The sequence below is a fragment of the Mycobacterium sp. OTB74 genome, assembly GCF_029892685.1.
Lineage (GTDB): Bacteria > Actinomycetota > Actinomycetes > Mycobacteriales > Mycobacteriaceae > Mycobacterium.
This window is the reverse complement of sequence record NZ_JARXVD010000002.1, coordinates 334742-348296: the sequence shown is the minus strand read 5'-3', so window position 1 is coordinate 348296 and position 13555 is coordinate 334742. Positions and strand designations below refer to the sequence as shown.

The following is a 13555-nucleotide window of genomic DNA, read 5'->3' as shown; positions in this document are numbered from 1 at the left end:
GGGGAAACTTCGAGGGCAACGGAGAGTTGATTGGCCAAGTCGGTATCACCGCGCGGGTCGGCGCGGGCGCGCGTCATCGACGCGGCGCTGGTCCTCTTCGCTGAGCACGGGGTCAACGGGACCTCGTTGCAGATGATTGCGGACCACCTTGGCGTCAGTAAGGCATCCGTCTACTACCAATTCCACTGCAAGGACGACATAGTCCTGGCCGTCATCCGCCCGATGTATGCCGAAATCGACCAACTGATCACAGAGGTGGAGGCCTCGCCGGCCGGGCCGGCGAGGCGCAAGGCCGCCGTCGCCGGGTTGGTTGAACTAGCCGTCCGGCACCGTCGGGTCACCGCTATCTTTTACCGCGACCCGGCCATCGACTCCCTGGTGAGCACCAACGACGAGTGCGACGCCATCAATCAGCGATTCAAGAAGGTACTAGGCATGGCGGACGAAGACACCCGAACCAGGGTGGCCATGTCGCTCCTCATTGCCGGAATTTATGGCAGTGCCATGGACCCCGGCCTGCAGGACGTGCCGGACAGCCAGCTTGAACAGGCGTTGCTGGAGTCCGCCAGCCAGATATCCCTCTGACGACTATTCCGCGACGAATACCGGGATCAGTCGGTCGGTCTTGGTCTGGTACTCGGCATACGGCGGGTAGGCGGCGACGGCACGGCCCCACCACACCTGTCGCTCGTCGCCTTCGAGTTCGCGGGCGGTCAGTTCCACGACCTTGTCGCCGTCCTGCGCTGTCAGCGCGGGATTGGCCTTGACGTTGTGGTACCACGACGGGTGCTCAGGGGCTCCGCCCTTGGAGGCCACCAGCGCGTAATGACCGTCGTGTTCGACGCGCATCAGGGGCACCAACCGCTTCTTGCCAGACTTGGCACCAGTGGTGGTGAACAGCACCACCGGGCGGTCGAGGATCTCGACGCCATCGGTGGTGCCTTGGGCCAGAATACGTTCGGTCTGCTCGCGTACCCAGTCGGTGGGGCTCAGCTCAGCGTGTTCGGTCATAACGAGTCCCAACCGGCTGGGCGGCGCCGGTATTCCTGGCTGGTCAGCTCATGAAACGTGCTGCGTTGCTGGGCGATGCGGCATGCCCGGCCCGAGCCTGACGGTATCCGAGGAGTCCGCCGGCTGCAGTGATGGTCATGATGCCGGCGAAACCTGGCACAGCGACGGCCGCAACCTCGCCGATACCGGCCGCGCGCAGGTAGTCCGGGTAACCGCTGCGGAATTCGGGCTGCGCGACGACATGGTTGTCGGCGGCGAAGACGTGTTCGGGCGCGGGTGTTGGGGTTGGTGCCTTTGCGGTTGCCACCGGCGTCGGCGCGTTGCTGATTCTGGTCGCATCCACACTCGGCGCAAGCGGCGGGTTGGGTGAGGTGGCGAGGGCGGTCGTACGCGGGAAGTTCTGGTTGGTCATCTGTACCGTCGTCACGGTTGTCGGCAGGTTGGGCGAGAAGAACGGCAGCGTCGACGCGGCGCTGGCCAGTCCGGTGACGGTGGCCTCCAGCGGGTTGATGATCAAAGCGTCGGCGAACAGCGGCAGCGCGGCCAGGCCGGGGAGCGGAATCGCGTTGGTCACCAAAGGCAGCCCTACCTTGACCAGGTCGAGGGCAGTGAGCGGCACTGACGCGACAGCCCACGGAACTTGGGAAACGATCGCCTGTTCGACGGCTCCCGGGGTGAGAGGGATGCCAGGAATTGACGGCGTCGCGGTTGAGGTGTTGGCCGATGCGGACGTTGTGGTCGAAGGCTGAGTGACGCTGCCTGTTGCGTTCGACGAAGAAGAGGACGAGTTTGGCGACGACCCGGCATTGGCCGCCGCCGAGTTGCTCTTGGTGGTGAGTGGGGTGCTGGGGCCCGCGTTGCGTGCGGCCTCAGCGAGGCGCGGCAGCGTGTCTTTGATTTGGTTGTTGATCTGGGTGTTGAGCTGGCCGACGACGTGCGTGAACTGACCGGTCATGCCGCCGAGCGGGCTCATCGTGATCGACGACGGCGCCCCGGGGCTGGTCGAGGTATTGGTCGACGAGGTGCTGCCGGCTGAGGTCGAGATGCTCGGGGTGGATGTGCTCGTGGTGGACGAACCCGTCCCGCCGGCCGCGTTCGTGCTGCCGCTCTCAGAACCGGTGCTCGATGTGGTGGTGCTGGATGTGCCGCCGCTCGACGAATCACTGCCGGAAGCGCCGCCGTGGGAGGCGCTGCCCCCAGACCCGGCCGCGCCTGAGGAACCCGAGGACCCCGGGGACGATGAACCGCCACCGGAATCGTTGTTGGGATGTGCGAAAGCCACCGCGGTGCTCGGACCGCAGACCAGGAAGGTGACGGCCATCAGCCCGCATGCGGTAGCCAGATGTTTCTGCGACCTCACGCGACGACCACCTTCTCTAGAGCAAAGCTGCAGTATGTCATACCTGACTGAACGGCAAATTTTGCTGTTTACGGCCTAAGTAATTGCTGAAATTCGCAGATTCGGTCGCAATAAGCGAAAAGTAGCGAGCAAAGTGAAGTTTGCTTGAGACCCTACCGGCACCGAGGTGTCTGCGCACCTCCTGCGTGTCCGGGGAGATGATTGCCTGGAGTTGGCTTGGCAGCTCCTGAAAACTTGCAGATGGGCTGTACGTGGCCATTTTGTAACTCAATCGGTTTGGCTCTCCAGACTTCGCTGCCGTGGTCACCGCGGAAGCGTCGACCCTGGCCGACGACGTGGCCGAAGCAGCACCGCGTGATGTTTGCTGATTGTGTGTCGGGTGCGTGTTTCCGGCCACGGCGCGAGTGGGTGTGCTCGCATGCGTGGCGTATTCGGCGAACTTGCGCGGGCGGTCAATTCATGTTCCAGGGTTCGCCGTAGGTGGTCACCGAGTCACCGGCCTTGGAGATCAAGCGGGCGAACGGGCGCAGCAGCACCCCACCGGCAGCACCGGTCACCGTGCCATGCGCATTGGACACCGCCACCGCCCCAGCGGGGCCGGAGACATCCACCGAGAACGTCGCGACCTCCTGGATACCCGGACCGTTGCCCAGGTCGGCAGAGATCGACACACCCGGGAACAGGTTCGGCGTAATGATCGAGTTGAACGGCGTCGGCCCGTACCACCTGGCCTGGTCGAACAGGATGTTCGGCGTGGTGTAGCTGAAGTTGATGCCCACACCCAGCGACCACGGGAAGCCGATCTGGTAACCCAGCTCCAAGGTGCCGGCGAACTCGTCGCAGCCCGGGCCCGCGCACTTGTACTTGGCCCTGCCCGAGTGGAACCACTCACGGGTCAACCGGTTGCGGTCCAACGGAAACACACCATTGAGGAACGTATCCCACTGCTGAACAGTCAACGTCCGATCCTGGCCGTCAACCAGAGCTAGTTCGTTGTCCAACCCGGCCTGTGCGGTGCCGGTGCAAGTGACCACCATGGCCGTCAGGGTCAGGCACAACCCGACCACGGCGCGAATGAGCTTGTGCACGCTATGCACGCCCGCTCTGGACGCAGAGATTCTTGGTACCTCGAGTGATCGCCCGCATGGCTACTTCCGTCTTCCTTCTCAACTGGCCCTGGTCGCAGCGTTAGGCGGTCGGGCGTGTGGAGTTTGGCAAGCGCGGGCTGAAAGATCGCCAAGAACGGATCGGCGGTACCGGATGTGCGCCGACAGCCCTACAGTCCACAGGCATGGGCAGCGGCGGTGGGCTTCGATACTGGGGGCCGCGACACTGGGGGATTGCCGCCCGTTCGGCGGTGGTATCGGGATCGGTGGTGTTGATCGCGCTGTTGATCGCCGGCCTGGGGCTGATCGCGGTTCTGAGCACGACGCTGTTGCGGAGTGTGGACTATGCGGCCGCTGACCGCGTCGGCAGCCTGATATCGGCGCTGCGCGATGATGCGCCTGACGAGTTGGATGCCTCGTTGTTTGCCACCGGTCAGCGGGTGGTCGCCGTCCAGGTGATCAACCAGGCCGATCAAGTGGTGCGCCGTTCAACCCACGCACCGGCTACACCGCTGGCCCCGACTGCCGACTTCGGCCTGGGCCTACGCACCGGAGTCGCGGCCGGCGGCAGCGACAACAGCATGCGGATCAGCGGCCAGCGCACGCAGACCCCGACGGGTGACTACACAATTCTGGTAGGCAGTGGCAGTGAGGCGGTGGACTCGACGCTCAAAACGGTTGCGCTGCTTCTCGTCGTGTCCGCGCCGGTCATCTTCGCCGCAGCTGCCATCGTCAGCTATTGGGTGGTGAAGCGCTCATTGCGGTCGGTGGAAGCCATCCGTAACTGGGTCTCGGACATCTCGACGTCAGATCTCACCGAGCGGGTGCCCATGCCGTCGGCTCACGACGAGATCTCGGCGCTGGCGGCCACCATGAACGAGATGCTCGGCCGCATCGAAGCCGGCCATACCGCTCAGCGTCGATTCGTCGGCGACGCGTCGCATGAATTGAGAAGTCCGCTGGCGGCTATCATTTCGGCGCTGGAGGTCGGGCAGGCGCATCCCGAACTGCTCAATACAGAGCTGACCTCCGGAACCCTTATCCCGGAGGCTTACCGGATGCGCGCGCTCGTCGAGGATCTGCTGTTGCTGGCCAGGGCGGACGAGCGGGGACTGACGCTGCGCGCCGACGAGATCGATCTGGATGTCCTGGCTGAGGAGCAGACTGCGCGGTTGCGACGCGAAACAGCCCACACCGTCACTGCCGACCTGCTGCCCACCCGGATTTTCGGCGATACCGGGGCCATCACCCGGGTGCTGCGAAATCTGTTGGACAACGCCGACCTGCACGCCCGCTCAATGGTCGAGGTATCGGTGCACACCCAGGGCGACCTTGCCGAACTCCTGGTCAGCGACGACGGTCCGGGAATTCCCGCCGCCGACCGAGTTCGGGTATTCGACCGGTTTGTTCGGCTGGACTCCGCGCGCTCGCGCCGCGGCGGTGGCACCGGACTCGGATTGTCGATCGTCGCGGAGATCGTTTCCGCGCACGGTGGAAGCGTCGTCATCGAGGAACGGACTGGTGGCGGCACGGTGGTGCGGGTGCTATTGCCGTCACGGCAATAGCCGATATCCGACTCCGCGTACGGTATCAATTGTGTTGGTGCCGAACGGAATATCGATCTTCCGGCGCAAATAGCCGACGTACACTTCGACCACATTGTCGGGCCCGGCGTAGTGCGCATCCCACACGCCGCGCAGAATCTCGGCCTTGGACACGACGGTGTCTTTGTGTCGCATTAGGAATTCGAGCACGCCGAACTCGCGCGGAGTCAATGTGATCGAAGTTTCTCCACGGACCACTTCGCGGCGGGAGGGGTCGAGCAGCAACGTCCCCGCGGTGAGAACAACCGGCCGTTCAGGTGCGCCCCGCCGGATCAGCGCGCGCAACCGTGCCACCAGCACCTTGTACGAAAATGGTTTGGTCAGATAGTCGTCGGCGCCAAGGTCGAAGGCGTCGGTCTGGTCGTATTCGCCATCTTTGGCGGTCAGCATCAGTACCGGTGTCCAAATACGCTGTGCCCGTAGCTGTCTCAGTACTTCGTAGCCGCTGAGCCCGGGCAGCATGATGTCCAGCACTACCACGTCGTAGGCGTTGGAGGCGGCTTCGTGCAGGCCCTCGATGCCGTCAGAGGCTGTGGCCACCACGAAGCCGTCGGCCTTCAACCCGGCGGACAGAGCCGTCGACAGCCCGGGCTCGTCCTCCACTAGAAGAATTCTCACGCGACCTCCTGAATGCCGTCGCTACCAATTGCAGTGTGCCTGATGTCGAGTCCCTCAGCGTCGGTTCAGGAACCGATATCTACCTTCGGTGGGCATGACCGATGCGCGACAGCCTCGCATGCGACGCGTGACGCTGAGCAAGGTACCTGAGGTCACCGTTTGGTTCTGGCTCATCAAGGTCCTTTGCACCACGGTCGGGGAGAGCTTCGCCGACTGGGTGAACACCGGCCTTGGCGTCGGCTTGGTGTGGACGGCATTGATTTTCACCGTGGTTCTCGCTGTGACGTTGGCCGTTCAGCTGAGGCTGGATCGCTATGTGCCGCTGGTGTATTGGCTGACAGTTGTGGTGCTCAGCGTGACCGGCACCCTGTACACCGACATTCTCACCGAAAAATTCGGGGTGCCTCTGGCGTTGAGCACGAGCGTCTTCGCAGGCGTGCTGGCGGTGGTGTTCGGGGTGTGGTTCGCGCGGGAGCGCACGCTGTCCATCCACAGCATCATCACGTTGCCCCGTGAGCTGTTCTATTGGCTGGCCGTGCTGGTCACCTTCGCGTTGGGTACTGCCGCCGGCGACTGGACGCTGGCGGCTACCGGATGGAGCCCCGGGGTATCGGTTCTTGTCCCTGCCGGACTCATCGTCGCGGTCGTCATCGGGTGGCGTCTGGGGGTGAATGCGGTGCTGTCGTTCTGGGCCGCGTATGTCTTGACCCGGCCGCTCGGCGCCAATCTCGGCGATTGGTTCGCCTCGCCGGTAACCGATCACGGGCTCGGGCTCGGATACGGCATAACCAGTGCGATCTTCCTGATCACCATCGCGGCCGCGGTTGTCTACCTCACGATCACTCATGTCGACGTCATCGACACCAGCCGCTCATCGGTCGATCAGCCCGAGGCGACGCGGTCGGCGCCGGCCAAGGTCGCCCTCGGCTACTACGCCATTGTCGTGCTGGCAGCCGGGGCACTGCTGGGCTGGGCTGGCGGCCAGCCGCACCGTTCAGTGACGGCCGCCGGTGACGACGACATGCCCGCCGTGCCCCCGGCATCGGCGCCGCTCAATCCGGGGCAGGCCAGGGCCACTCTCCCGGCCGCGGACATGGCGCAGTTTCGGACCATCGCCCAGGACACGTTGGCGAAGGTGAAGGCCGGCGATCAAGCCGGCGCCATGGTTCGCGTCACGGATCTCGAAACCGCTTGGGACAACAAGCAAGCCACGTTGCAGTCGGCCGCACCCACCGCGTGGTCGGCTGTCGACCGGCAGATCGACGCGGTCTTACGATCAGTCCGGGCGACCCATCCGGCCCCTGCGGATGAAGAGAGTGCCTTGATCACGCTTTTGGGAAGTCTGGGGTAACGGTCGGCTAGGGACGTTGCGCCCGAACAGTTCCCGGTTGTCAAATGGCCAGTGAACATCAGGTCACGCGATGCTCGCGGGAGGGTTCACGGTGGCAACCCTCCGTACCCTCGCGGAGGCAAGACAAGGTGAGGAGTGCCGGCCATGATTGACGTGCTCGATGTATCGATCCGGATCGGTTTGGGCCTCGGCCTGGGCGCGCTCGCCGGGCTGGAACGCAGTGGCGTTCCCGCAATGCCGGTCTGCGCACAGCGGCGTTGGTGAGCCTGGGCGCGACACTGTTCGTGGTGATGGGCGGCTATACGTTCAGCGGTATGCATGAGGCCGACCCGACCCGGGTGGCGGCGCAGGTCGCCTCGGGCATAGGTTTCCTTGGCGCTGGCGTCGTCATGAAACAGGGCGCCAATATTTCGGGTCTGAACACCGCCGCGACCCTGTGGGCCACCGCCGCGGTAGGTGCGCTGGCGGGTGGCGGCATGATCAAGGAAGCACTCATCGGAACCGCTGCGGTGATGGCCGCCAACATCTTTCTGCGTCCGCTCGGGCGTGGCCTGGACCGATTGCATCCGCCGGGTGGTGAAGAGTCGGGGTCGGCCGAGTACCGGATCGAGGTCCGCTGTGCCACCCGCGCCGAGATGCAGATCCGCGGTCTGGTTTTCGACGCCGTCTCGGGGCCCGACCTGACTCTGCAATCGATTGCCGCGGTGGATCTTCCAGACGATCAAGGGGTGCAGATCACCGCGTCGATGATCGCTGACGAACGTGATGACCGCCGGATCGAGAGGGTGCTCGCGGACGTCATCAAGGTACCCGAGGTCACCGCAGTCCGTTGGACTGCTGATGAATTGGGTATGGCCGACTGACTGTCGTGGGCTACTGCATTGAGATGCGCTGGCCGGCAGGCAGGCTCCCTTGTCGACGGATCAGCACCGGCCTAGCGTAGTTACATGGCAACCGAATCGGAGCTGGCAAAGACCCGAACCCGAAACTTCGCACGGGTGCTTGGGCCGTTCTTCTGCATCGTGCCGACGACCGTGGCCGTCCGCAGCGAGTACATGAAGCAGTTGTTCGACGAGTTCCAGGCAAACCCCATGTGGCCCTGGCTGTTCGGCGCGATCTTGCTGGTGTTCGGTCTGATCGTCATCGCGTTCCATCAGTATTGGCGTGGCCCTGCGGCGATCATCATCTCGGTGGTCGGCTGGATCATGCTGATCCGCGGCATCGTCCTTTTGACCGTTCCGGCGGTCTACAAGAAGGCCGGGAACTCGGTGTACGCCTCGGGTGCCGACGCATTCATCTGGGTGGTTTTCGGCGTGCTGGCGGCTTGTGGGCTGTACCTGACCTATGTGGGCTGGAAGCCGGCGGTAACCAAGAGCACCGCCCCACCGGACAGTGACTCGGCCAAGCAGTGAAACAAGCTTGAGGTCAGTTCACGCAGGGAATTCCGTTGCCGCTCATCGGCTTTCCCTGATCGGGAGCGTCGGAGTCCTGGTTGCCGGAAGAGGGCGCGCCGACCGGTGTGGCACCTGAAGACTGCGCATCGGCTATGGCCGCGGGCGGATCGTAGGAGTTTCCCAGGATGATGCGGATATGGCCGGGCTGTTCCTTGTCGCTCGGTGTCGGCGTCGCCGTGATCGCCAGCTGGTCGGCGACCTGTCTGGCGTCCGAAGCGGATCCGGGGCCGTAGTCGATCTGGGTATCGGTCGGTTCACCGGGCTGTGAGTTGCGCACGTCGCCGGCGGTGAAGCCGTGCGAGGTCAGCGCCGACGCGACTGCTGCAGCCAGACCGGTCATCTCGCCGCCGTTGATGACATCGACGGTGCTGGCCGGCGGTGCCGGCGTGGTCGAGGCATCCGGGTCGTCGGAGAACGCCGCAGACACCTGCGTGCGGATCGCGTCCTGATCGATGATGTTGACGTCCTGGCCGTTGACCGTGTCGTAGCGCAGAACCGGCAGCGTGCGGTACTGAATGTTGTCCCCGGAGACGGACCCAAGGCGCCGAAAGACGTCGTTGGTCCAGCCAGGGGACAGCACAACATCCTTGCGCGCGACCGACATGAGGTTGGAGAACTTGCCGAGGTCGCTGAACACGCCGCCGCTCTGCAGCTTGTGCATGACCGACGCCAGGAAGGCCTGCTGGCGGTGGGTGCGGTCCAGGTCGCCGTTGTCCAGGTTGTGCCGCTGCCGGACGAATGCGAGCGCCTGCGACGGATTGAGGGTCTGTGGACCGGCCGGGAAGTCGGCGCCCGAGAAGTCGGTGTCCTGCACGGCGTTGTTCAGGCATACATCGATCCCGCCGAGCGCCGAGGCCAGGTCGTAGAAGCCGGCCAGGCTGATCTCGGCAAAGTAGTTGACTTTCACTCCGGTGAGGTCGCGGACAGCCGAAATGGTGGCGGAACGGCCCGCCTCGCGGCCTTTGGTCTCCAATTCGTGCTGGTCGGTGATGCCCTCGTCGTTGAGCTTCTGTGCGACCTCGGCCTTCTTCAGGCCGTACGCCTCTTTGATCTTGATGTGTCGGTAGCCGGGGATGTCGTCAACGGCCACGTAGTCGTCACGCGGGATGGAGAAAGCCACCACGTGATTGTCGGGAGTGACGTGCACCAGGATGAGGGTGTTGGTGTTGTAACCACCGCTGTCCGAGTCGCCGGCGTGCAACTCGTCGAGAAGGTCCTGTGGCAGTTCATTGCCGTCTTGGTCGCGTCGTGAGTCGAGCCCGATCAGCAGGATGTTCATAGGCCCGTTGACATTGCCCGAACCGGGGAGATCGATGCCCAGGGCATGCGAGATGGTGAAGCCGTTGATGACGCCGTGCACGCCCCACCAGCCGATGCCGGTCAGTGCCAGCACGGCAGCGGAGACAAGCGCGATTACCTGACGCATGCGCGGCGATATCCGGTGGCCGGTTTATCGGTCATCGAATCTCCTCGGACAGCCAGACGGGCCGGTCGGGACGACGGTGGGTTTCCGTCCGCAAAGTCAAATGGTCGTACAAGCGTACAAGCCGACGGCGGCCCGCCGAGGTAGGGAAGCGCCGTGTGGCGAACCTGCGGGCCGAAATTTATTGACATCCCCGATGGGGTTAATGAGGTCTGTGTGACTAATGATGCTGGGGATGTAAGAAAAGGTCTCAGGATTGCACTTTGGTCTCACAGGTGAAGGTAGCGAAACGCATAGGGTTCGAACAGTTATCGCTCCGTGTTGTAAACGTGACATTTGTCGCTCACCGTTACCAAAGTGAAATCAGTGCCAGGTGTGGCGCTGGAGGTTCGGGGAATAGGAGCGTGCTCATGGTTGCAACCACTGAAGTGACGTACCGCCGTCGTGCTGTCGACGACTGCCCGGCCAAGCCGCGGACCGGCCGGACGCAGATTACGGCCATAGATGTGGTGGCCGCATCAGTCACCGTGCTGCGGCCCGTTGTCATCGCGGCAGCGGTCATCGCGGTAGCGACCGTCTGGAGCCCGCGCGCTCATGCCGACATCGTGGGAGATGCCCTCAGCGATGTCGGGATCGGACACAACGGCCCGGTCAGCAACGCCATCGCCCAGGTGGGTACCTCGATCTGCCCGCTCCTGGTCCAGCCCGGTGGGCAACTGGCCAGCGGCGCCACCCAGATGAGCGGGCAGGGCGGTCTGGCGGTACCGATCGCCGGGGCCGTCGCGCAGATGGCCATCCAGTCTCAATGTCCTTCGTTCATGAACGCGTTGGCCAACGGCGACATCCCGGCGTTGATGAACGGCGGTCTGCCGGTGACGCCGCCGGGTCTTCCGGGGCTGCCCGGTACGCCGCTCGGAATGGCAGGCTCGCCTCTGCAATTGCCGGGTGCGGCTCCCGCGACACCGCAATTCGCGCCATCGTTGGGTGCGCCATCGTTGGGTGCGCCATCGGGCGGTGTGCCATTGGCGCCTGCGCCGGCCGTGGCACCCGGTATGCCGCTGCAATACGCGAGTCTGACATCCCCGGCGCAGGTGCCACTTGGTGTCCCAGGTAGCTGACCCCTTCTTCAGGGGAGGGGAGCCAGCCAATCTTCAGGTGTTCGTCGAATAGAGCAACAGCTTCAACAACGACACCGAATGTGTCAACGGATCACGCGGGAACGCCGCCGACCAACTGGCCAAAGACGTTCGGCCTTACGCGATTTCGACTTTCGGCGCGTAGGGTGAGGCGAATTGGGGAATCGTCGGTTGGTACGTCGAAAATGATGACGCGCCAATAGGTTTCGGCGGCCACGACGCAGAACAGGTGTTCCGTGAGAAAGGCGCCCTGCCGAACTTGTGCGTTGCCGCGATGGCGGTAGACATTGGATGCACGCTGCGGATGTACCCCGGCCACCATACGTGGCAGTTCGCGGCCCGTGCGTTCGAAAATGCGTTGCCTTGGCCGGCGCACCAGTTGGGTACGCCGTCAGCCGGACCGGGTGTTGCTGAAGCAGGCCTCGGATAGCACTGAGGGCTGTGGACCGTACGGTCCACAGCCCTCAGTGTTGTTGTGTCGGCGTAGCCGACCTGATTAGTGGTGGCCGCCCGACGAGCCCGACCCGTGGGAGCTGGAGCTGCTGCCCGAGCTGGAGCTGCTGCCGGAACTGCTGGCGCCCGCAGAAGCGCGGTGCTTGCCGCCGGTGGAGCTGCTGGAAGAGCTGCTACCGGTGGTGCTGCTGCCATCGGAGGCTTGGTGCTTGCCGCTGGTGGAGCTCGAGTCGCCGGAGGTGCTGGTGCTGCTGCTGCTCTTGCCGGTGGTGCTCGTGCTGTCGGTGCTCTTGGTGCCCGAGGTGCTCTTCGTGTCGGTGCCGGTCTTGGTGCCGGTACCGGTCGTGCTGTCCGAATTGGTGGTATCCGACTTCGCGGTGTCCGAGCTCGACTTGGTGTCGGTGCCGGTCGCGGTGTCGGTCGAACCGGTGCTGGTGGCCGGAGTCACCGAAGCGGTCGACGTCTTCACCGCGGCCGCGGTGATCGCCAGCGGCTTGGCTGCGGCCGTCGAGGTGGCGGCGGTGGCCAGCGAGGTGACGGAGGGCAACGAGGTGACCAAGGCGGTGGCCAGCGAGGTGACGGAGGGCAACGAGGTGATCGACGCGGCGGTAGCCGCCGCCGAAGTAATGCCGAAGAGGTTTTGGATCGTCTGGATGTCATAAGCGATGATCGAGCCCGGCGTTTGGAGAAGGTAGCCAAGCGCATTGATCGTGCTCTGAAGGGTGTTTGTGAGGACCGTCGGGATCTGCGAGGCTTTGCCGTTGAACAGGAATGAGAAGGCGGTGTTGAGGCCGACGCCCGTCGTCGGGAGCGCCGGGAGTGTGGGGAACGGGGCTGGGAACGTGCTCTGGCCGAAAGAGTACGTGCCGGCGATGGCGACGCTAGGCACGTTGAGGGTCGCACCCAATAGTTGGTAGCCGTTCTGGAACGGCAAGGCACCCAGTGTCAGCAGGATGGTCAGTGGATCGGCGGCGGCGGTGAGCTTGTAGCCCTCCGTGTAGCTGACCACCGGCGCGGACGCGTGGACCGCTGGCAGGGCGTGTGGCGCAGCCGGGTTTGCCAACGTTGCGGCGACGCACACAGTGCACACTCCCGCCACGAGTGACGTAGGCACAGCTTGCAGAGTCTTTTGCATGAGTTATCCCTGGGGTTCGACGAGGCAGGAGCGTGGTTGCGGTCTGAAGATAGCTGAAAGTGCTGAACTGCTCTAATCGTTCAGAATGCCCTGGGAGTGTGCGGACCTGCGGATTCGTGCGCAATTTGCCAAGTAACTAGTAGAAATCCAACTGAATTTTTCCAAAAGTTCACCAAGCGTGGTTGGTGGCCGTTTCCAGGTCCATACATCTGCCGATCACCTGGCGATACACCAACGATTTGGCAACCGTTCAGTGTGGGCGCTCGCTGAATCGGATGTGTTGTGGTCTGGTATCGGTGTGTACACCCTCATGTCACGCGCGCGCCTTGTGATGGCTGCGAGCCTGCTGTGTTTGCCCGTCGGGGTGCCGATGGCTGCTGCGAGTCCGTCCACGAACACCACCACGACCCCGGCCAGCCCGGCCGCGTCCACCCCGGCGACAGACAGCCAGGGGTTTGTCGATTCGACTGCCCGCTGCAGCGCCCCCGATATCGCAGTGGCGTTCGGGTCCACTGACAGCTCGCGGGTGGCCATTTGCAAGACGCCCGCCGGGGTGTACCAATACCGCGCTGTACGAGTACGCGACGGCGCCAAGCTGACCGCAACCGCGACAACCAATGCAAGTGGCAGCTTCACTGCGAACAGTGATGGCATCACCTACACAGTTAGTTCCAAGTCGCTCGACATCAGCGACGGAAGCCAGGTCATCCGATCGGAGCCGATGACCTACTTCAAATCGGGTGGGGCTGTTGCCCAAGCACCCGCGGGCGCACCGTCGGCCCCGGCGCCGGCCGGCACACCGGTGACACCGGTAACCGGGGCGCCGATGCCGCCGCCCACCACCCCGCTGCCTCCGCCGCTACCGGCGGAAGTCGGAAGTGCCCCGGGGCATTCGGCGCACTGA

General features: G+C 64.1%; 14 protein-coding genes and 1 pseudogene. 8 read left to right on the top strand and 7 right to left on the bottom strand.

Translation table 11 applies throughout. The features are described from left to right. The first annotated feature begins 30 nt into the window (after positions 1–30). Positions 31–585, top strand: coding sequence for a TetR/AcrR family transcriptional regulator (locus tag M2432_RS04815; protein WP_280825607.1), 555 nt, complete (start codon positions 31–33; stop codon positions 583–585). 3 nt (positions 586–588) lie between these two features. Here the strand turns inward: M2432_RS04815 and M2432_RS04810 are convergent, their stop codons facing one another. After that, positions 589–1011, bottom strand: a complete 423-nt coding sequence (locus tag M2432_RS04810; RefSeq protein WP_280825606.1) for a nitroreductase family deazaflavin-dependent oxidoreductase — start codon at positions 1009–1011, stop codon at positions 589–591. A 43-nt stretch (positions 1012–1054) separates the two neighbouring features. Then, positions 1055–1966, bottom strand: a complete 912-nt coding sequence (locus M2432_RS04805) for a hypothetical protein (RefSeq protein ID WP_280825605.1) — start codon at positions 1964–1966, stop codon at positions 1055–1057. Here M2432_RS04805 and M2432_RS04800 point away from each other — a divergent pair. Beyond that, positions 1965–2450 carry a hypothetical protein gene (locus M2432_RS04800; RefSeq protein ID WP_280825604.1) on the top strand — a complete coding sequence of 162 codons (486 nt, stop codon included), beginning with the start codon at positions 1965–1967 and terminating at the stop codon, positions 2448–2450. The two genes, M2432_RS04805 and M2432_RS04800, sit on opposite strands and share 2 nt — an antisense overlap. 373 nt (positions 2451–2823) lie before the next feature. Here M2432_RS04800 and M2432_RS04795 read toward each other — a convergent pair whose 3' ends face one another. Next, on the bottom strand, positions 2824–3408 hold the full coding sequence (locus tag M2432_RS04795) for an MspA family porin (RefSeq protein WP_280825753.1): 585 nt from the start codon (positions 3406–3408) through the stop codon (positions 2824–2826). A 254-nt stretch (positions 3409–3662) separates the two neighbouring features. Between M2432_RS04795 and M2432_RS04790 the strand changes: the two genes are divergently transcribed. Then, positions 3663–5042, top strand: coding sequence for an ATP-binding protein (locus M2432_RS04790; RefSeq protein ID WP_280825603.1), 1380 nt, complete (start codon positions 3663–3665; stop codon positions 5040–5042). On the opposite strand, the gene M2432_RS04785 is transcribed toward M2432_RS04790, so the two are convergent. After that, positions 5031–5699, bottom strand: coding sequence for a response regulator transcription factor (locus tag M2432_RS04785; protein ID WP_280825602.1), 669 nt, complete (start codon positions 5697–5699; stop codon positions 5031–5033). The genes M2432_RS04790 and M2432_RS04785 overlap by 12 nt on opposite strands. Positions 5700–5793: 94 nt before the next feature. Between M2432_RS04785 and M2432_RS04780 the strand changes: the two genes are divergently transcribed. The 3 genes and pseudogenes from M2432_RS04780 to M2432_RS04770 all read left to right on the top strand — a co-directional run bounded on the left by M2432_RS04780 (position 5794) and on the right by M2432_RS04770 (position 8462). Then, positions 5794–7050 carry a hypothetical protein gene (locus M2432_RS04780; RefSeq protein ID WP_280825601.1) on the top strand — a complete coding sequence of 419 codons (1257 nt, stop codon included), beginning with the start codon at positions 5794–5796 and terminating at the stop codon, positions 7048–7050. A gap of 147 nt (positions 7051–7197) precedes the next feature. Then, a pseudogene (locus M2432_RS04775) lies at positions 7198–7913 on the top strand (MgtC/SapB family protein). 84 nt (positions 7914–7997) lie between these two features. Then, entirely contained in the window at positions 7998–8462 is a 465-nt protein-coding gene (locus M2432_RS04770) for a hypothetical protein (RefSeq protein ID WP_280825599.1), read from the top strand. 13 nt (positions 8463–8475) lie between these two features. Here the strand turns inward: M2432_RS04770 and M2432_RS04765 are convergent, their stop codons facing one another. Continuing rightward, positions 8476–9930 (bottom strand): LCP family protein, encoded by a 1455-nt coding sequence (locus M2432_RS04765; RefSeq protein WP_280825598.1) that lies wholly within the window; start codon positions 9928–9930, stop codon positions 8476–8478. A gap of 407 nt (positions 9931–10337) precedes the next feature. On the opposite strand from M2432_RS04765, the gene M2432_RS04760 reads away from it, so the two are divergent. Then, the gene (locus M2432_RS04760; RefSeq protein ID WP_280825597.1) at positions 10338–11045 is read left to right on the top strand and encodes a hypothetical protein; all 708 of its coding nucleotides are present in this window, start codon (positions 10338–10340) and stop codon (positions 11043–11045) included. A 91-nt stretch (positions 11046–11136) separates the two neighbouring features. Here M2432_RS04760 and M2432_RS04755 read toward each other — a convergent pair whose 3' ends face one another. Together M2432_RS04755 and M2432_RS04750 are read right to left on the bottom strand one after the other, a co-directional pair. Next, positions 11137–11385, bottom strand: a complete 249-nt coding sequence (locus M2432_RS04755; RefSeq protein WP_280825596.1) for a hypothetical protein — start codon at positions 11383–11385, stop codon at positions 11137–11139. Positions 11386–11559: 174 nt separating this feature from the next. Continuing rightward, positions 11560–12630, bottom strand: a complete 1071-nt coding sequence (locus M2432_RS04750; protein ID WP_280825595.1) for a hypothetical protein — start codon at positions 12628–12630, stop codon at positions 11560–11562. A gap of 391 nt (positions 12631–13021) precedes the next feature. Between M2432_RS04750 and M2432_RS04745 the strand changes: the two genes are divergently transcribed. Next, positions 13022–13555: a hypothetical protein gene (locus tag M2432_RS04745; RefSeq protein ID WP_280825594.1), complete on the top strand. Its 534-nt coding sequence runs from the start codon at positions 13022–13024 to the stop codon at positions 13553–13555.

Coding starts and splice junctions, on each gene's coding strand:
- M2432_RS04790 (WP_280825603.1), top strand. CDS start 3,663: ATGGGCAGCGGCGGTGGGCTTCGATACTGGGGGCCGCGACACTGGGGG.
- M2432_RS04805 (WP_280825605.1), bottom strand. CDS start 1,966: ATGACCGGTCAGTTCACGCACGTCGTCGGCCAGCTCAACACCCAGATC.
- M2432_RS04760 (WP_280825597.1), top strand. CDS start 10,338: ATGGTTGCAACCACTGAAGTGACGTACCGCCGTCGTGCTGTCGACGAC.
- M2432_RS04755 (WP_280825596.1), bottom strand. CDS start 11,385: ATGGTGGCCGGGGTACATCCGCAGCGTGCATCCAATGTCTACCGCCAT.
- M2432_RS04810 (WP_280825606.1), bottom strand. CDS start 1,011: ATGACCGAACACGCTGAGCTGAGCCCCACCGACTGGGTACGCGAGCAG.
- M2432_RS04745 (WP_280825594.1), top strand. CDS start 13,022: ATGGCTGCTGCGAGTCCGTCCACGAACACCACCACGACCCCGGCCAGC.
- M2432_RS04795 (WP_280825753.1), bottom strand. CDS start 3,408: ATGGTGGTCACTTGCACCGGCACCGCACAGGCCGGGTTGGACAACGAA.
- M2432_RS04800 (WP_280825604.1), top strand. CDS start 1,965: ATGCCGCCGAGCGGGCTCATCGTGATCGACGACGGCGCCCCGGGGCTG.
- M2432_RS04780 (WP_280825601.1), top strand. CDS start 5,794: ATGACCGATGCGCGACAGCCTCGCATGCGACGCGTGACGCTGAGCAAG.
- M2432_RS04765 (WP_280825598.1), bottom strand. CDS start 9,930: ATGCGTCAGGTAATCGCGCTTGTCTCCGCTGCCGTGCTGGCACTGACC.
- M2432_RS04770 (WP_280825599.1), top strand. CDS start 7,998: ATGGCAACCGAATCGGAGCTGGCAAAGACCCGAACCCGAAACTTCGCA.